At 69.4% G+C, this 16163-nt stretch carries 16 protein-coding genes and 2 pseudogenes; 11 read left to right on the top strand and 7 right to left on the bottom strand.

The window, feature by feature from the left end; translation table 11 throughout:
- Positions 1-10 precede the first annotated feature (10 nt).
- Positions 11-340, top strand: a complete 330-nt coding sequence (locus tag MCHUDSM44219_RS23800) for a hypothetical protein (RefSeq protein WP_048420741.1) — start codon at positions 11-13, stop codon at positions 338-340.
- Between the two features lie 7 nt (positions 341-347).
- Here the strand turns inward: MCHUDSM44219_RS23800 and MCHUDSM44219_RS23795 are convergent, their stop codons facing one another.
- Positions 348-1127, bottom strand: coding sequence for an SDR family NAD(P)-dependent oxidoreductase (locus tag MCHUDSM44219_RS23795; RefSeq protein WP_048420740.1), 780 nt, complete (start codon positions 1125-1127; stop codon positions 348-350).
- Positions 1128-1156: 29 nt separating this feature from the next.
- Positions 1157-2851, bottom strand: coding sequence for a long-chain-fatty-acid--CoA ligase FadD2 (gene fadD2, locus MCHUDSM44219_RS23790; protein WP_048420739.1), 1695 nt, complete (start codon positions 2849-2851; stop codon positions 1157-1159).
- A 55-nt stretch (positions 2852-2906) separates the two neighbouring features.
- Between fadD2 and MCHUDSM44219_RS23785 the strand changes: the two genes are divergently transcribed.
- The 7 genes and pseudogenes from MCHUDSM44219_RS23785 to MCHUDSM44219_RS31320 form a co-directional block, all read left to right on the top strand.
- Positions 2907-4145 (top strand): DNA polymerase domain-containing protein, encoded by a 1239-nt coding sequence (locus tag MCHUDSM44219_RS23785; protein WP_048420738.1) that lies wholly within the window; start codon positions 2907-2909, stop codon positions 4143-4145.
- Positions 4146-4295: 150 nt separating this feature from the next.
- Positions 4296-4703: an STAS domain-containing protein gene (locus MCHUDSM44219_RS23780; RefSeq protein ID WP_048420737.1), complete on the top strand. Its 408-nt coding sequence runs from the start codon at positions 4296-4298 to the stop codon at positions 4701-4703.
- A 126-nt stretch (positions 4704-4829) separates the two neighbouring features.
- Entirely contained in the window at positions 4830-6029 is a 1200-nt protein-coding gene (locus MCHUDSM44219_RS23775) for an acyl-CoA dehydrogenase family protein (protein ID WP_048420736.1), read from the top strand.
- On the top strand, positions 5992-7164 hold the full coding sequence (locus tag MCHUDSM44219_RS23770; RefSeq protein ID WP_048420735.1) for an acyl-CoA dehydrogenase family protein: 1173 nt from the start codon (positions 5992-5994) through the stop codon (positions 7162-7164). The genes MCHUDSM44219_RS23775 and MCHUDSM44219_RS23770 overlap by 38 nt, the downstream gene beginning before the upstream one ends.
- Positions 7165-7177: 13 nt before the next feature.
- Entirely contained in the window at positions 7178-7426 is a 249-nt protein-coding gene (locus MCHUDSM44219_RS23765; RefSeq protein WP_048420734.1) for a hypothetical protein, read from the top strand.
- 9 nt (positions 7427-7435) lie between these two features.
- A pseudogene (locus MCHUDSM44219_RS23760) lies at positions 7436-8436 on the top strand (solute carrier family 23 protein); the annotation flags it as partial.
- 1 nt (position 8437) lies between these two features.
- A pseudogene (locus MCHUDSM44219_RS31320) lies at positions 8438-8839 on the top strand (NCS2 family permease); the annotation flags it as partial.
- Here the strand turns inward: MCHUDSM44219_RS31320 and MCHUDSM44219_RS23755 are convergent.
- From MCHUDSM44219_RS23755 to MCHUDSM44219_RS23740, 4 genes are all read right to left on the bottom strand, one after another.
- The gene (locus MCHUDSM44219_RS23755) at positions 8797-9399 is read right to left on the bottom strand and encodes a TetR/AcrR family transcriptional regulator (RefSeq protein WP_048420733.1); all 603 of its coding nucleotides are present in this window, start codon (positions 9397-9399) and stop codon (positions 8797-8799) included. The pseudogene MCHUDSM44219_RS31320 and the gene MCHUDSM44219_RS23755 overlap by 43 nt on opposite strands.
- A 153-nt stretch (positions 9400-9552) precedes the next feature.
- Positions 9553-10425, bottom strand: a complete 873-nt coding sequence (locus MCHUDSM44219_RS23750; protein ID WP_048420732.1) for a sugar phosphate isomerase/epimerase family protein — start codon at positions 10423-10425, stop codon at positions 9553-9555.
- 5 nt (positions 10426-10430) lie between these two features.
- Positions 10431-11462 carry a Gfo/Idh/MocA family protein gene (locus tag MCHUDSM44219_RS23745; RefSeq protein ID WP_048420731.1) on the bottom strand — a complete coding sequence of 344 codons (1032 nt, stop codon included), beginning with the start codon at positions 11460-11462 and terminating at the stop codon, positions 10431-10433.
- A gap of 12 nt (positions 11463-11474) precedes the next feature.
- Complete coding sequence (locus MCHUDSM44219_RS23740) at positions 11475-12380, bottom strand: sugar phosphate isomerase/epimerase family protein (RefSeq protein WP_048420730.1); 906 nt, start codon at positions 12378-12380, stop codon at positions 11475-11477.
- 173 nt (positions 12381-12553) lie between these two features.
- On the opposite strand from MCHUDSM44219_RS23740, the gene MCHUDSM44219_RS23735 reads away from it, so the two are divergent.
- A complete protein-coding gene (locus MCHUDSM44219_RS23735; protein ID WP_048420729.1) occupies positions 12554-13546 on the top strand; it encodes a LacI family DNA-binding transcriptional regulator in 993 nt (330 codons plus the stop codon).
- Positions 13547-13550: 4 nt separating this feature from the next.
- Here MCHUDSM44219_RS23735 and MCHUDSM44219_RS31565 read toward each other — a convergent pair whose 3' ends face one another.
- Positions 13551-14090 carry a TetR/AcrR family transcriptional regulator gene (locus MCHUDSM44219_RS31565; protein ID WP_048420728.1) on the bottom strand — a complete coding sequence of 180 codons (540 nt, stop codon included), beginning with the start codon at positions 14088-14090 and terminating at the stop codon, positions 13551-13553.
- A gap of 56 nt (positions 14091-14146) precedes the next feature.
- Here MCHUDSM44219_RS31565 and MCHUDSM44219_RS23725 point away from each other — a divergent pair, with 56 nt between their 5' ends.
- Positions 14147-15352 (top strand): MFS transporter, encoded by a 1206-nt coding sequence (locus MCHUDSM44219_RS23725; protein ID WP_048420727.1) that lies wholly within the window; start codon positions 14147-14149, stop codon positions 15350-15352.
- A 32-nt stretch (positions 15353-15384) separates the two neighbouring features.
- Positions 15385-16158: a precorrin-4 C(11)-methyltransferase gene (gene cobM / locus MCHUDSM44219_RS23720; protein ID WP_048420726.1), complete on the top strand. Its 774-nt coding sequence runs from the start codon at positions 15385-15387 to the stop codon at positions 16156-16158.
- Positions 16159-16163: the final 5 nt, after the last annotated feature.

The raw sequence follows: 16163 nt of genomic DNA, 5'->3' as shown, positions 1-16163 counted from the left end.
CCCCACAGTCATGACCAACGACCGCGACTTCACCGAGAAGCGGTTCGACAGGCCGGGGACGACGGGCGCGGCGGTCGCCTACACCGCCGCGGTCGTCGCGCTGGCCGCGCTGGCGTTCGCGTTCTTCGCGTTCGGCGCCCGCGACTCCGTCTACGCCGCCTCACTGGTTCCGGCGTTCTTGTTCCTGGGCGGCCTCGGCGCCTTCATCCGCACCTACCGCGAGTGGAAGGCCGAGCGCGGCTGGGCGGCGTGGCAGGGCGCCGGCTGGTTCCTGATGCTGTTGATGCTCGTCACCCTCGCGGTGCCGGGCTCGGCGATCATGGCCGGCGCCGTCGAGTGACCGACGGTCAGGGCAGGATCGCGTCGACGTAGCCGCCGTCGACCCGCAGCGCACCACCGGTGGTCGCGGACGCCAGCGGGGACGCGAGATACACGACCATGTTGGCGATCTCCTCGGGCTCGATGAGCCGCTCCAGCAGGGACTGCGGGCGGTGCAGCCGCATGAACTCCCGCTGCGCCTCGTCCCACGGGAGGGACTTGTCGACCAACTGGTAGACGAAGTCCTCCACACCGGCGGTGTGGGTGGGCCCGGCGATCACCGAGTTGACCGTCACCCCGCTGCCCGAGGCGTCCTTGGCGAACCCGCGCGACAGCGCCAGCAGCGCCGTCTTGGACACGCCGTAGTGGATCATCTCCGCGGGCGTCACGACGGCCGAGTCGCTGGCGATCTGCAGCACCCGGCCCCAGCTACGCTCCACCATCCCCGGCAGGTACAGCCGGATCAGCCGCGCTGCCGACAGGACGTTCACGTCGAAGTAGGTACGCCACTGCTCGTCGGTGATCTCCCGGGCCGGCACCGCACCGAAGATGCCCAGGTTGTTGACCAGGATGTCGACGTCGGGCACCTCGTCGCGCAGCGCCTGCGCACCGTCGGCGTCCGCGACGTCGGCGGCCACCCCGACGACGTCGCCGTCGAGCCGGGCGACGGCGTCGTCGACCCGGCCGCGGTCACGGCCGTTGACCACCACCCGCGCGCCGGCATCGGCGAGCCCCTTGGCGATGGCGAACCCGATGCCCTGCGTGGACCCGGTGACGAGTGCGGTCTTGCCTGTCAGATCGATGTTCACGAAGGGGTACTACCACCCGACGACGCCGGCTATTCCGCGTCCAGCTCCCGGAGCTCCCGCTTGAGGATCTTGCCGGTCGGGTTGCGCGGCAGCTCGTCGAGGAAGATGACCTCGCGGGGCACTTTGTAGCGGGCCAGATTCTCCTTCACGTACGCCTTGATCGCGTCCTCGTCGATCGAGGCGCCCTCGGCCTTGACCACGAAGCAGCGCAACCGGTGGCCCCACTCCTTGTCCTCGACACCGAGCGCGGTCGCCTCGACGACCTCGGGGTGCCCGCTGACGAGATCCTCGACCTCGGCGGGGAACACGTTCTCGCCGCCAGAGACGATCATCTCGTCGTCGCGGCCACTGACGTAGAGCAGACCGTTCTCGTCGAAATAGCCGACGTCGCCCGACGACAGCAGGCCGTCGATGATCTGCTTGCCACCTCCGCCGGTGTATCCCTCGAACGGGAAGAAGCTGCCGACGAAGATCCGGCCGACCTCACCCTGCGGCAACTCGTTGCCGTTGTCGTCGAAGATCTTGACCTTCATCCCCTTGACCACCGGGCCGACGGTGGCCGGATTGATCGAGAGATGTTGCGGCCCAGCGATGGTCGCGAAGGACACCTCGGTGGAGCCGTACAGGTTGTAGATCACCGGGCCCAGTTCCTTCAGCGCCCTGGTGGCGAGTTCGGCGCCGAGCTGCGAGCCGGACACGAACACGATGCGCAGCGACGACAGGTCGGGCTTCGGCGAGGTCTTGTCCAGCTCGTCGAGCATCCGCGACAGCATCACCGGCACCACCACGCACGCGGTGGCCCTGTGCTTCTCGATGTCGGCGAGCACCGTGGCCGGTTTGAATCGCCTGCGCAACACCAATGTCGAACCGAGCATCATCGCGACGGTGGCGTGCAGGAAGCCCAGCGCGTGGAACATCGGCGCGGGCAGTGAGGTGACCTCCCCGCCCTTGAACGGCACCGACGACAACACCCCGCCGATCGGAGCCAGCGACGGCGGGGCGCTGCGGTTGGCACCCTTCGGCGTGCCGGTGGTGCCACTGGTCAGGATGATGATCGAGGAGTGCCGCGACACCTTGGGCGGCGGGTTCGAGCTGGTGCGCGCGATCAGTTCCTCGAGGGTCTCGTCGGTGCTCGCCGACGGCTCGTCGGGCTTGTCCGGGTTGACCCCCAGCGCCCGCAGCTTGCCCAGTGCGGGCTCGGCCTGCGAGACCGCGGCGGTGTACTCGTCGTCGTAGATGACGAGCTTGGCGCCTTCACGCTCGGAGACCTCCTTGATCTGAGGTCCGGAGAACTCGCTGTTGAGCAGGATGATCCGGGCACCGGTCTTGGCCACGCCGAACCACGACACCAGGAACCACCGGTGGTTGCGGGCCAGGATCGCCACGCCGTCGCCGCCTTTGACCCCTTTGGCGAGCAGCCCGTTGGCCACCGCGTTGGCAGCGTCGTCGAGCTCCTTGAACGTCATCTCACCGAAGTCGTCGATGACGGCGGGCCGGTGCGGGGTGCGGCGGGCGTTGAGCGCGGGGATCATGCCGATCTCTCCCCAGCGCCGGATGTCCGCGACGAACGCGGCGATGTCCTGCGGCGGCTCCAGTTTCAGCGCGCCGGCCTCGAACATCTTGCGGGCGTAGTGGAGTTCGGCCGTACCCCGGTCCCGGTACTTGCCGACCGACTGGTGAACCTTGTCGAACGCCTGCGACGGCAGGTCGGTGAGCTTGGACATGGGTCAACTTTATGTGACGACGGTCGCAGTGCGGCCGGGAACCTACGATGAAGGAATGGCTGCTCGGGAGTCTTTCGAGATCGGCGGGCAGCGGGGGCCGATCACCAATCCGGACAAGATCGTCTTCGGCGACCTCGGGGTGACCAAGGGCGACCTGATGGACTACTACAGCGCGGTCGCCGAGGGGGCGCTGCGCGGCGTCGCCGACCGCCCGATGATCCTCAAGAGATTCGTCAAGGGCATCGCCGAGGAGGCGGTGTTCCAGAAGCGGGCCCCCGAGAAGCGGCCCGACTTCGTCGACGTCGCCGAGCTGAAGTACGCGTCGGGCACGTCGGCCAAGGAGGCGGTGCTGCACAGCCCGGCCGGGTTGATCTGGGCGGTCAACCTCGGGTGCGTCGACCTCAACCCCCACCCGGTGCGCGCAGACGACCTGGAGCATCCCGACGAACTGCGCGTCGACCTCGACCCGATGCCCGGGGTGGGATGGCGACAGATCCTCGACGTCGCGTTCGTCGCGCGGGAGGTGCTCGAGGACCACGGCCTGGTGGCCTGGCCGAAGACGTCGGGCTCGCGCGGGTTCCACATCTATGCGCGCATCCACCGCCGCTGGCCGTTCAAGCTCGTCCGACTGGCCGCCGAGGCCGTCGCCCGGGAGGTCGAACACCGCGCTCCCGAATCCGCCACCGCGCGATGGTGGAAGGAAGAGCGCCACGGCGTCTTCGTCGACTTCAACCAGAACGCGAAGGACCGGACCGTGGCGTCGGCCTACTCGGTGCGCGCCACCCCGGACGCACGGGTGTCGACGCCGCTGTTTTGGGACGAGGTCGCCGGATGCCGGCCCGAGAGGTTCACGATCTCGAGCGTGCCGCGCCGCTTCGCCGAGCACGGCGACCCGTGGGAGGGCATGGACGACACGGCCGGCGGACTGGAGTCGCTGCTCGAACTGGCCGAACGGCTGGGCCCGGCCGAGAAGGCCCCGCGGGGCGCGCACCGCTCGACCGACGGCCGGCGCCGATCGACCAAGCCTCTGATCGAAGTGGCCCGCACCAAGACCAAGGACGAGGCGATGGCCGCCCTCGCGCAGTGGCGGGACAAGCACCCGGAGGCCGCCGAAAAGCTCGAGCCGACAGACATTCTCGTCGACGGTATGCGCGGCCCCAGCTCCATCTGGTACCGCATCCGGATCAACCTCGAGCACGTCACCGAGGCGCAGCGGCCACCCCAGGAGGATCTGCTGGCCGACTACAACCCCTGGGTGGGCTACACCGGCTCCCAGCAGCAGCGCCGCGGATGAAAGTTACCGGCGAGTTTGCTGGCGGCCCTGAAAGCAGTTCTTAGCGAAGTATTAGTCGTTACTCCCCACCGCCTTAAATTGGCTCACTACCTTGAGTCATGTCAGGCCCGACGACGGGCTTGGATCAGCACTTGATCGAGGGAGGCGGCGATGTACGGCAATCCGACGTTTGATTGCGGTGGCGCCGACATTCGTGCGCACTGCCGCCAATTGGCCACCGTGGTCACGATCAGGGGCGCGCTCAGCGATGCCAACATCGCCCGCGCCACCGAGTACACGCGCCGCTTCGTGCTTGCGGAGAAGCCGTTCGTGCTCGACCTCAGCGAGATCACTTCGTTTGACACCGAAGCGATTTCACTCCTGTTCACCGTGGACGACGCCTGCAGCGCCGCCGGGGTCGAGTGGTCGATGGTGGCCAGTCGCCCGGTCGAGCAGACACTGCGTGCGCACGGCATCGACTTCGATGCCGCCGGCTCGGTTCCCGAGGCCCTCAATCACTTCGCCGACGCGATGGTCGCCCGGCGTCAACTGCTTCCTCTTCTCACCAAGACTGCGTAAGGATCACTGTGTTACTTGATGTTCGCTGGCTCCGGTACCTCCTCCAGCGTCGCCACAGGTTCGAGGCCCAGCGCTTCGCGCTGACTGCCGGCTAGACGTTCTACCCGGGATCGCTAAGGTGCTCTCATGGGCACTGCCGTCGATGCTGACCGGGTAGCCGAAGCCGCGCACCGGGTGGTCGCGGAACACGATCCGCGTACGGTGCCGATTCCTGAATTCCTCGGCGCGTGTTTTGACGCCGGCCTCTCCTGGGTGCACTTTCCCGAAGGTTTCGGTGGGTTGGGCGTCTCGCGGGGCCTGCAGGCCGTGGCCGACCGCATCCTCCAAGGTGCCGGCGGCCCCGTGCCGCTGGGGCTGAATCCGATGGGCTACGGCATGGCCGCGCCGACGGTGCGGGAACACGCCCAGACCGACGACGTCCGCCGCCAGCTGCTGCGGCCCCTGGCCACCACCGAGGACATCTGGTGTCAGCTGTTCTCCGAGCCGGGCGCCGGTTCGGACCTCGCGGGCCTGGCCACATCGGCGGTGCCCGACGGCGACAGCTGGATCGTCAATGGCCAAAAGGTCTGGACGAGCCTCGCGCACCGCGCCCGGTGGGGGCTGCTGCTCGCCCGCACCGATCCCGACCTGCCCAAGCACAAGGGGCTCACCTACTTCGTGCTCGACATGCACGCCCCCGGCGTCGAGACCCGCCCGCTGCGGCAGATGACCGGGCATGCGGAGTTCAACGAGGTGTACATCAGCGACGCCCGCATCCCGGACACCCACCGGCTCGGCGGCGTGGGTGACGGCTGGCGCGTCGCGATGACCACGCTGATGAACGAGCGCAGCGCGCTCGGCGCGAGCGGCAGCAGGCGCGGCGCCGGCACGATCTCCGACGCGGTGACGCTGTGGGCGTCGCGTCCGGACCTGCACACTCCTGTGCTGCGCGACCGGCTGACCAGCCTGTGGCTGCGCGCTGAGGCTCAGCGACTCACCTCCGAACGCTCCCGCGCCACGGCGACGATCGGCGGACCGGGACCGGAGGGCTCGATCGGCAAGCTCGTGGGCGCCGAACTCAACCAGCACATCTACGAGTTCTGCATGGACCTGCTGGGCCCCGAGGGCGTTCTCTACGACGGCTACGGAATGGGCCGGAACTCCGATGGCGACCCCGACGACTACCGCGGACCGATCCAACAGCGGTTCCTGCGCAGCAGGGCCAACACCATCGAAGGCGGGACCTCAGAGGTGATGCGCAACATCCTCGGTGAGCGGGTGCTCGGACTGCCGGGCGACCTGCGGGCGGATGCAGGAATGGCGTGGAAGGAGATCCCGCGTGGCTGAGGAGCTTGCGGGCGACGAGTTCGTGTTCACCGACGAACAGCAGCAGTTGCGGGCCGCGGTGCGTGGCTTCTGCGCCGAGTACGTCGACGAGCGGGTGATCCGCTCGGCGATGGATTCCGATCCGCCGTGGGACGCGAAGGTCTGGTCAAGGCTGGGTTCGGAGCTCGGCGTGCTGGGCCTGGCCGTGCCCGAGTCGGCCGGCGGGGTCGGCGGCACGCTGATCGACCAGGCGGTGGCGGTCGAGGAACTCGGCGCCGCGCTGGCGCCCGGACCGCTGTTCGGCACGGTCTATCTGGCGATCCCCGCGCTGGTCGCCGCATCCGAGACTTCCGAGCTGCTCGGTCCGCTGGCCGACGGGACACTCACCGCCGCCTTCGCCATCGGGGACGTCACCGCCGCCCGTGACGGCGACGGGTGGACACTCACCGGCACCGTCGAGCGCGTCGTCGACGCCGGGGCCGCCGACGTCGTGCTGGTCGCCGCGGACGCCCCGGACGGCACTGCGCTTTTCGCTGTCGACACCGATCACCCTGGGGTGCAACGGATCCCGCTGACGACGTTGGACCCTACGCGTCCGCAGGCGACGGTCGGCCTGGTCGACGCGCCCGGGCAGCTGATCGCCGGGCCCGAGGAAGCGGACCGGGTGATCGCCCACGCGCTGCACGTCGGCTCGGCACTGCTGGCCGTCGAGCAGGTGGGCGCGGCGCAGCACCTGCTCGATCTGAGTGTCGACTACGCGAAGAACCGGCTGCAGTTCGGCCGCCCGATCGGCTCCTTCCAAGCGGTCAAGCACCGCCTCGCCGACGCGCTCGTCGCCGTCGAGCATGCGCGATCGACCGCGTACCACGCGATCTGGGCGCTGACCGACGGCTCGGACGACCCCGCGCTGGCCGTCAGCATCGCCCAGGCGATGTGTTCGGCCGCGTTCACCCGGGTGGCCAACGACACGATCCAGGTGCACGGCGGCATCGGCTTCACCTGGGAGCACCAGGCCCATCTGTACTACAAGCGGGCCTACACCGATGCCGCGCTGCTCGGCAGCGCAGAGGACCACCGGGCCCGCGTCGCTGAGCTGGTGCTCGACGTCGCGCCCGACAAGGCCGCGCCGCGCGTTGCCACCGGCATGCCACGTTGAGAGGGGACGGGAAGTGACTGCGACACAACGACTTCTGGGGGTGGCGGCGGCCGCCGCGGCGGCCGTGGCCGTTCCGCTGGCCATGCTCGCCGGCCCCGCGCCGCAGACCGCCTCCGCACAGCCGCCGGGATCGTGTCCGCCCGGCGAGACCGGCGTGATCTACGGCTGCACCCCGTTCTGCCTGCCCGGCAAGGCCCTGGATCTGCAGACCGGTCTCTGCCTGCCGGTGTCGCCGCCGCCACCGCCCGCTCCCCGGTACTGAGAGCCGCGCATGAACCGAGTGGACCGCTTCTTCGAGATCACGGCCCGCCAGTCCACCGTGGGCACCGAGCTCCGCGGCGGGCTGGTCACGTTCATCGCGATGGCCTACATCGTCGTGCTGAACCCGATCATCCTGTCCAGCCCGAAGGACGTCACAGGCCAGTCGCTGGACTTCGCGCAGGTGTCGGCGACCACCGCACTGGCGGCCGGCACGATGACGATCCTGTTCGGACTGATCGCGCGGCTACCGTTCGCGTTCGCCGCGGGCCTGGGCATCAACTCGTTCCTGGCCACCACGGTCGTCGGCCAACTGACGTGGGCCGAGGCGATGGGCCTGGTCGTCATCAACGGCGTGATCATCGTGCTGCTGGCCGTCACCGGATTGCGCCGTCTCATCTTCGATGCGGTGCCCATGCAGCTCAAGCTCGCGATCACCGCCGGCATCGGCCTGTTCATCCTGTTCATCGGATTGGTCGACTCGGGGTTCATCGCCTCGACCAAACTGGCCTCTCCGCCGGTCGGGCTGGGCGCGGGCGGACTCGGCTCGCTCACCACGGTGCCGACGCTCGTGTTCGTCTTCACGCTGCTGCTCACCGGCATCCTGGTGTCCCGGCGGGTCCGGGGCGGCATCCTGATCGGCCTGGTGGCCGGCACCGTCGTGGCCGTCGTCATCGAGGCGATCTGGCACCTCGGTTCGGCGACCGAGAAGCCGGGCGGTTGGTCGCTGTCGGTGCCGACGCTGTCGGGGTCGCCGTTCGCGGTGCCGGATCTCGGCCTGGTGGGCGACTTCAGCCTGAACAGCTTCAGCCGGATCGGCGTCATCGCCGCGGTGATCCTGATTTTCACGCTGGTGTTCGCGAACTTCTTCGACGCGATGGGCACGATGACGGGCCTGTCCCGTGAAGCGGGACTCTCCGACGCCCAGGGCACGTTCCCCCGGTTGAAGTCCGCGCTGATCGTCGAGGGTGCCACTGCGACTGGCCGAATCGGCCGGATACATCGCCACGGGTCNCAGACGTGTGCTCTTCCGATCTAGGGCGCCCGGACCGGGCTGGCCAACCTGGTGACCGGCGTGCTGTTCCTCGCGGCGATGTTCGTCTCGCCGCTGGCCTCGATCGTGCCCACCGAGGTGGCGGCCGCGGCGCTGGTGATCGTCGGCGCGATGATGGTGTCGCACCTGCGGCACATCGACCTGTCGGAGTTCTCGGTCGCCCTGCCGGTGGTGCTCACCGTGGCGGTGATGCCGTTCAGCTACTCGATCGCCAACGGCATCGGGGTCGGCTTCATCTCCTGGGTGGTGATGCGCACCGCGGCCGGCAAGGTGCGCGAGATCAGCCCGCTGCTGTGGGTGGCCGCCGTCGGGTTCGCGATCTACTTCGCCCGCACGCCGCTGGAGTCGCTGCTCGGGGTGTGACCCGGGCCCCGCTCCGCTGCCACGCCGAGGATGACCGCGCGGATCTGCCGGGCGATGTCGTCGCGGCTCATCGAATCAGGTGAATCGTTGGCGAACCCGAAGACCAGCCCGCCGAGGTAGGCCAGCAGCACCGAGGTCTGCTCGTCGCACAGGGCGCGGTCGACGGGGGCGCCGTTGCCGGTCTGGATCGCGACGACCAGACGCTCGGCCAGGGCCCGGTAGCTGTCGGCCATCTGCTGGAACTCCGAGGCGATCCCGGTGTCGCGACGGGCCGACATCGTCAGCTCGAGCCGGGCGCGGGTGCGGGAGCGTTGCGGCTCCTCGCGGATCGCCAAAATCTGGCCGGCCAGCGTGCGGGCGATGGCGGTGCCGGTGCTGTTGGGTGCGTCCTTGAACGCCTCGGTGAAGGCCTCGGCGTCGTAGCGCACCAGCTGGTCGGCGACGCCGTGCAGCAGCGCCGCGCGGGTCCGGTAGTAGAACGACGTCGTGCCGTCGGGCAGCCCGGCATGCCGGTCGACCTTCAGGTGGCTCAGCCCGCGCGGACCCTCGTCGGCGAGCAGCTCGATCGCGGCGTCGCACAGGAGGCGACGCCGCTCGGCGGCATTGTGTTTCCGTTTGCTCTCAACACTGGCGATCCTACGTCCGACGTGCCGAAACTGTATTCCTCGTGGTGTATTCCGTGCATTCGGCGCGTGGAATACAGTTTCGGCGGGTCAGCGGTATGTGTTGACGTACTCGGTCATCGTGGCGAGCTGGTAGCGCGAGACATCATGGGCTACTTCGTCTTCGGCGAAGACGCTGGACACCATCACGGTGTCGTCGCGGTCGTAGAAGCCGAGCTTGGCCAGTCCGCCGAAGAACTCGTCCCAGTTCACGTCGCCGTCGCCGATCTTGAGATGCTGGTGCACCCGTACCGGGTTGCCCGGCGGGTTGGTGATGTAGCGCAGGCCGTGGCTGCGGTGGTGATCCATGGTGTCGGCGACGTGGACCAGGCGCAGCTTCTCGCCCGCGGCGGCCATGATCTCTGCCATGTTGCCGCCCATGTGGAAGCCGTGGCAGGCGACGTAGACCATGCCGATGTTCGGCGAGTTCACGCCGCGGATGATGCGGACCGCCTCGAGCCCGTCCTCGACGAAGTCGTCGGGGTGCGGGTCGATGCGCACGTCGATGCCCTCCCGCTCGAAGATCGGCACGAGCTCCTCCATCGACCGGAAGAACGCCCGCTCCGATTCCTCGGCCTTCTCCGGCCGTCCGGAGAACTCGGTGTTGATCACGTTGACGCCGAGGTCGACGGTGATCTGCACGACGCGCTTCCAGTTGCGCACCGCCGCCTCCCGCGCGTCCTCGTCGGGACCCGACCAGCGCAGCACCGGCAGCACCGACGCGATGCCGACCCCGGCGTCGGCGCACGCCTTGCGGAACGTGGCGACCAGCGCGTCGTCGGCGCGCGGATGGTTGAAGAACGGGATGAAGTCCCGATGCGGGGTCAATTGCAGGTACTCGTAGCCCAATTCGGCGACCAGCGCCGGGAACTCGAGCAGCGAGTGGTCGTGGTGGAACGGGGTCGGATCGAGGGCGATCTTCACTGTTGTCAGGCTCCCGGGATCGAGGCGCGGTCGACCATGTCCACCGCGACGGGTTGTCCCGTCTGGAGGGCGCGCACGCCCGCTTCACAGACGGCGGTGGCGGCGTAGCCGTCCCATGCGGTCGGGCCGTCTGTGTAGACCCCCGTGGCGCCACCGGACTGCACGGCGTCGACCCACCGCTGGATCTCGGTGTCGTAGGCGCGGCCGAAGCGCTCTGTGAAGCTCGGGGTGATGGTGCCGCCCCAGGTTCCCGGGGCGCTCTTGCGGACCAGGCCGACGTCGAGACCGATGATCGCGCTGCCCTTTTCGGCGACGAGTTCGGTGCGGACCTCGTAGGCGACGCCGGTGGTGACGAACAGTTCGACGTCGACGTGCTTACCACTGACTGTGCGCATGATCGCGATCTGCGGATCGAACAGACCCTCGCGCGCAGCCGGATTCGGCGTCGGCGTGACGATCTGGATCGAGGTGATCTCCTCACCGAGCAGGAAGCGGGTCACGTCCACCTCGTGCACGAGCGAATCCCGCACCGTCATCACCGAATCGAAGTGGTCCGGGACGGCGGGATTGCGATGTACGCAGTGCAGCACCAGCGGGGTGCCGAGCTCACCGCCGTCGAGAAGCGTCTTGAGGCCGGCGTACTCGTCGTCGAAACGGCGCATGAATCCGACCTGGATCAGGCGCGTGCCCAGCTCGGCCTCGCGGCGCACCACCTCGAGCGAGGTGTCGACGTCGGTGGTCAGCGGCTTCTCGCACAGCACCGGCTTGCGGTGCTCGAGGCAGGCCAGCAGCTGCTTCTCGTGCGTCGGCCCCGGGGTGGCGAGCACGACGGCGTCGACGTCCGGGTCGGCGATCGCGTCGAGTGGATCGGAGATGGCGCGGCACCCCGGGATGCCGGCGGCCACCTGCTCGGCCTTCTCGGCCACGTAGTCGTTGACGACGGCGACGCGGGCGCCGGAGATGCGGGAGGTGATCCGGGCGACGTGGTCGGCGCCCATCACTCCGACGCCGAGGACGGCGATGCGCAGGTCGGACATGACTTTCGGCTCCTAACGGAAGGTGACGGAGGGGATCCCGCACGACCCGAGGTAGCTGCGGGTGCGCTGGGCGATGGGCAGCGGAGCGTCGACCTCGCAGGGGTACATGTCCTGCTCGACGATCGCGAACACGTCGATGCCGAGGCGCTCGATCTCGGCGAGCAGTGATGGCATGTCGGGAATTCCGCGCGGGGGCTCGGTCATCGCGCCGAGCTTGACGGCCTCCCCGAACGGCAGGTCCTCGGCCTCGACCCTGGCTCGTACCTCGGGGTCGACCTGCTTGAGGTGCAGGTAGCCGATGCGTTCGGGTGCCCTTCGGATGATCGCGATGTTGTCCCCGCCGCAGTAGGAGATGTGACCGGTGTCGAGGCACAGGTTGACGAACTCGCCGTCCGTGCCGTCGAGAAACCGGTAGACGTTCTCTTCGGTGTCGACGTGAGAGTCGGCATGGGCGTGGTACTGCGCTCGCACACCGTAGGTCTCGAACATCGCCTTGCCGAGTTCGTTCATGCCCTGGGTCTTCCTGCGCCACTGCTCGGCGGTGAGGACCCGGTCCTCGAGGACCGCACCGCTGGACGGATCACGCCACATCTCGGGGATGACGACCACATGCGTGCCGCCGACCGCGGCGGTCAACCGGGCGACGTCCTCGACTTGGGTCCACACGGCATCCCAGGAATCGTCCTGGTGCAGATGTTCGAACACGGTGCCGGCCGAGAGCTTGAGGCCGCGCGAGCCGAGCTCGGCACGAAGCTTCTCCGGGTCGGTGGGCAGATATCCGTAGGGGCCCAGTTCGATCCACTCGTAGCCGGATTCGGCGACCTCGTCGAGGAAGCGGTGATACGGCGTCTGCTGTGGATCGTCGGGAAACCAGACGCCCCACGAATCAGGGGCGGAGCCGACGCGGATGGTGCTCATACGGGAGTCCTCTCAGTGATCCACGACGAGACGCCCGAGCCACCTCGCCTCTTCGACTAACGCGCGTTAGTAACGCGCGTGAGGTCTACTATGAACCGCGCCCCGTGAACGTGTCAACCGTCACTCCTGTGGAGGATCCCGCTGTGAGCACACCCCGCCCACGCCGTCCGACGATGGCCGACGTCGCCGAACGCGCGGGGGTGTCGCGCACGCTGGTGTCGTTCATCCTCGACGGCAAACCCGGCGCCAGCGCGGAAACCCGGCAGCGGGTGCTCGCGATCGCCCGGGAGATCGGCTACCGGCCGGACTCTGCGGCACGTCTGCTGGCCCAGGGGCGCAGCCGCACCCTGGGCGTGATGACCGACGTACGCCAGCTCTTCCAGGCCGAGCTGGTGACCGAGATCTACCCTGCCGCAGAACATCTGGGCTACGAGGTGCTGCTGTCGGCGAACCTGCCGGATCGTACCGAGGGTGCGGTGGTGGATTCACTGCTCAGCCACCGCTGCGGGGCGCTCATCCTGCTCGGCCCCAACGAGGAGCCGGCCTTCTTCCGCGAGCTCGCGACGCGGGGTCCGGTGGTGGTGGCCTGCCGGCGACTGCCGGGGCTGACCGCGAACACGCCATTGGCGACGGTGCGCACCAACGACGCCAAGGGGATCCGGCAGGCGGTCGACTACCTGGTGGGGCTGGGTCACCGCCGCATCCACCACGTCGACGGCGGCACCGACCCGGGCTCGGCAGACCGGTCACGGGCGTACAAGTCCGCGATGCGCGCGCACGGCCTGGCCGACGAGATCACGGTGATTCCCGGGGCGCACAACGAGGAGGCGGGCGCGGCCGCCGCGCGCGCGATGCTGGCCGAACCGTCGCTGCCGACGGCGGTGCTGGCGGGCAACGACCGCTGCGCACTCGGCATCCTCGACGTGTTCACCCGTGCAGGTATTGCTGTGCCCGAACAGGTTTCGCTGGTCGGTTACGACGACAACCGGCTGTCGGAGAACCCGCGCATCGATCTGACCACGATCCACCAGGACGCACCCGAGATCGCCCGCAACACCGTCGACCTCGCGGTGCAGATGCTCGTCGACGGTGCCCCGCGGACGTCGGACGTCGTGCTGGAGCCGACGCTGATCGTGCGCGGGACGACGGCGGCCCCGCGCGGATGAGTGCTCAGGACCCGGCTGCCGAGGCGATCATCCGATCGATCACGGCGAGCAAGCCCTCGTCCGCGGCCGACGGGGCCGGTTGCCCGCCCAGCGCGCGGTGCAGCGCGTTGTAGTAGAGGCCGTCGCCGATCAACTTGACGGCCCGGGCGGTGTCCAGGTCGCCGATCGCCTCGTGCAGGATTGTCAACCATTCCTCGGCGGCGGCCTCGATCGCCGCCCAGGCCCGCGCGTCGCCGGCCTGCCGGAGGCGGGAGACCGCCACCAGCACCCGATCCAAGGGCGTGCCCGCGTAGTGGGAGGACCGGACGTAGTAGCGGGCCGGGCCTTCGGCGGCGGTGCGCATCACCTGCGCGTCCTCGGCGGCCAAGACCGTCAACCGTTCGCACACCGCCGCCGCGAGCTGGTCCTTCGACGGGAAGTGGTACAGCACGCCGCCCTTGGACACCCCGGCGCGTGCCGCCACCGCGTCGATGGTGGCGAACCGCTCACCCTCTTCCGCCAGCAGGTCTGCGTAGGCATCGAGGATGCGATCGCGCGAGGACATGGGGTCAGCCTAAAACTCGGTGGTTTACTGCACCGTCTGGACGGTACAGTCCGGGCATGCGGACCTTCCGTGCTCTGTTCCGGGTGCCGCGCGTCCTGAACATCACGGCCGCGCAGCTGTTCGCGCGGCTACCGCTGGGCATCCTGTCGCTCGCCGTGTTGGTGCACGTCGAGCACCACACCGGTTCGTATACGCAGGCCGGTGCCGTGGTGGCGTGCCTGACGGTCGGCGAAGCGGTCGCGATGCCGGCCACCTCGAAACTCGCCGGCAGGGGCAGTCGAACGGCGCCGACGCTGGTGGTCTGCGCGGTGGTCAACGGGCTGAGCATGCTGGCGCTGGCGGTCACCACGGCCTCCGGTGTCCCGCTGATGGCGCTGGGGCTGCTCGTGGGCGCGTCCGTGCCGCCGCTGATGCCGGTGGTCCGGGCGCTCTACCCGCAGATGCTGCCCCGCGACGGCGTGCGGGCGCTGTTCGCCCTCGACACCACCGCGCAGGAGGTGATCTGGGTGGTCGGCCCGGTCGCTGCGATGACGCTGTCGACGCTGGTCTCGACCGCGCTGCCGCTGATCGTGTCGGCGGCGATCACCCTGGCGGGGACGGCGTGGTTCCTGGTGAGCGCGCGAGGGCTGCGTCCCCGGGGCGGGCCGCGCACCGGCGCCGGCGGCCGGGTGCTGGCCCGCCGCAGCGTGCTGCTGGCCATGGTCGCGGGGTGCGCACTCGTCGGGTCTTTCACGGCGCTCGAGGTCGGGGTGGTGGCCCAGCTCAGCGGCGACGGGATGACCGCGGGCGCGGCGATCGCGCTGGCGAGCGTCGGCTCGGTGGTCGGCGGACTCACGTGGGGACACCGCCGCCTGGGGCTGCGCGGCATCGTCGCCGCCCTGACCGTCGTGGCGGTGGGAACGGCGTTGTTCGGGCTCACCCATGTCCTCGTGCTGCAGTTCTGCGCGCTGTTCGTGTCGGGTCTGGGATTCGCCCCCGCGATGTCGGCGCTGTACTTCATGGTGTCCCAGGACACCGACGAGAGCGTGGCCACCGAGGCGTTCGGCTGGCTGCACAGCGCCGCACTGGTCGGGGGCGCACTGGGCACCGCGACGGCCGGGATGGCCGCCGATGCGCGCGGCGCTTCGGGCGCGGTGGCGGTGGGGACGCTGTTCGCCGTGGTCGCCGCGATCAGCCCGCTCGCTGCGCGCGCCACCGGCCGGATCGGCGGGCTCGTCGACGCGGAACCGCTCGCTCACCCGACAGTAGGTTCGTCGCACTGACGGCTGGCGGCGGGACTTAGACTGCTTCAACGATGGACGACGACCCCGCAGTGCAGTTCGTCGGCGCCGGCCCGGGGGCCGCGGATCTGCTGACGGTGCGGGCCACGCGGATGCTCGCCGACGCCGACGTCGTGCTCTACCCGGGCAGCTATCTCGACCCCGAGGTGCTCACGCACTGCTCCCCCACCGCCGAACTCGTCGACACCGCCGAACTGGACCTCGACGCCATCGTCGACCGCCTCGTCACCGCCCATCGTGCCGGGCGCCGCATCGTGCGGCTCGTGTCCGGGGACCCGTCGGTGTACTCGGCGGTCTCCGAGCAGACCCGCAGGCTCGACGCGGCGGCCGTGCCGTGGACCGTCACCCCCGGTGTGCCCGCCTACGCGGCCGCGGCCGCCCGCGTCGGCCGCGAACTCACCGTCCCCCTCGTCGCGCAGTCGGTGGTGTTGACCCGCACCCAGCTGCGCTCGACCGCGATGCCCGACACCGAGTCACTCGCCGCGTTCGCGGCGACCCGTGCCACGTTGGTGCTACACCTGGCCGTCACCCGGATCCGCGAGCTGATGGCAGAACTAGTACCCCAGTACGGTTCCGACTGCCCCGTCGTCGTGGTGTACCGCGCCTCCCAGCCGCAGGAGACGGTGCTGCGCGGCACGGTGTCCGACATCGCCGACGCGGTCGAGGCCGCTGGATTCCGGCGGGCCGCGGTCATCCTCGTCGGCCGCGCCCTGGCCGACCGGCCGGACCCTTGCGCCGGCGAGAGCCATCTCTACGACCCCGCCCGCGACCGCTCGGCCCGCCCGTGACCGAC

Origin of the sequence: Mycolicibacterium chubuense, from assembly GCF_001044255.1 — a bacterium.
GTDB lineage: Bacteria > Actinomycetota > Actinomycetes > Mycobacteriales > Mycobacteriaceae > Mycobacterium > Mycobacterium chubuense.
This window is presented reverse-complemented; position numbering and strand designations above follow the sequence as displayed.

What these genes read in the sequence shown, in the direction of transcription:
- MCHUDSM44219_RS23800 (WP_048420741.1), top strand. Translation starts at nt 11, where the DNA reads ATGACCAACGACCGCGACTTCACCGAGAAGCGGTTCGACAGGCCGGGG.
- fadD2 (WP_048420739.1), bottom strand. Translation starts at nt 2,851, where the DNA reads ATGTCCAAGCTCACCGACCTGCCGTCGCAGGCGTTCGACAAGGTTCAC.
- MCHUDSM44219_RS23785 (WP_048420738.1), top strand. Translation starts at nt 2,907, where the DNA reads ATGGCTGCTCGGGAGTCTTTCGAGATCGGCGGGCAGCGGGGGCCGATC.
- MCHUDSM44219_RS23780 (WP_048420737.1), top strand. Translation starts at nt 4,296, where the DNA reads ATGTACGGCAATCCGACGTTTGATTGCGGTGGCGCCGACATTCGTGCG.
- MCHUDSM44219_RS23775 (WP_048420736.1), top strand. Translation starts at nt 4,830, where the DNA reads ATGGGCACTGCCGTCGATGCTGACCGGGTAGCCGAAGCCGCGCACCGG.
- MCHUDSM44219_RS23770 (WP_048420735.1), top strand. Translation starts at nt 5,992, where the DNA reads ATGCAGGAATGGCGTGGAAGGAGATCCCGCGTGGCTGAGGAGCTTGCG.
- MCHUDSM44219_RS23745 (WP_048420731.1), bottom strand. Translation starts at nt 11,462, where the DNA reads ATGTCCGACCTGCGCATCGCCGTCCTCGGCGTCGGAGTGATGGGCGCC.
- MCHUDSM44219_RS23740 (WP_048420730.1), bottom strand. Translation starts at nt 12,380, where the DNA reads ATGAGCACCATCCGCGTCGGCTCCGCCCCTGATTCGTGGGGCGTCTGG.
- MCHUDSM44219_RS23735 (WP_048420729.1), top strand. Translation starts at nt 12,554, where the DNA reads ATGGCCGACGTCGCCGAACGCGCGGGGGTGTCGCGCACGCTGGTGTCG.
- MCHUDSM44219_RS31565 (WP_048420728.1), bottom strand. Translation starts at nt 14,090, where the DNA reads ATGTCCTCGCGCGATCGCATCCTCGATGCCTACGCAGACCTGCTGGCG.
- MCHUDSM44219_RS23725 (WP_048420727.1), top strand. Translation starts at nt 14,147, where the DNA reads ATGCGGACCTTCCGTGCTCTGTTCCGGGTGCCGCGCGTCCTGAACATC.
- cobM (WP_048420726.1), top strand. Translation starts at nt 15,385, where the DNA reads ATGGACGACGACCCCGCAGTGCAGTTCGTCGGCGCCGGCCCGGGGGCC.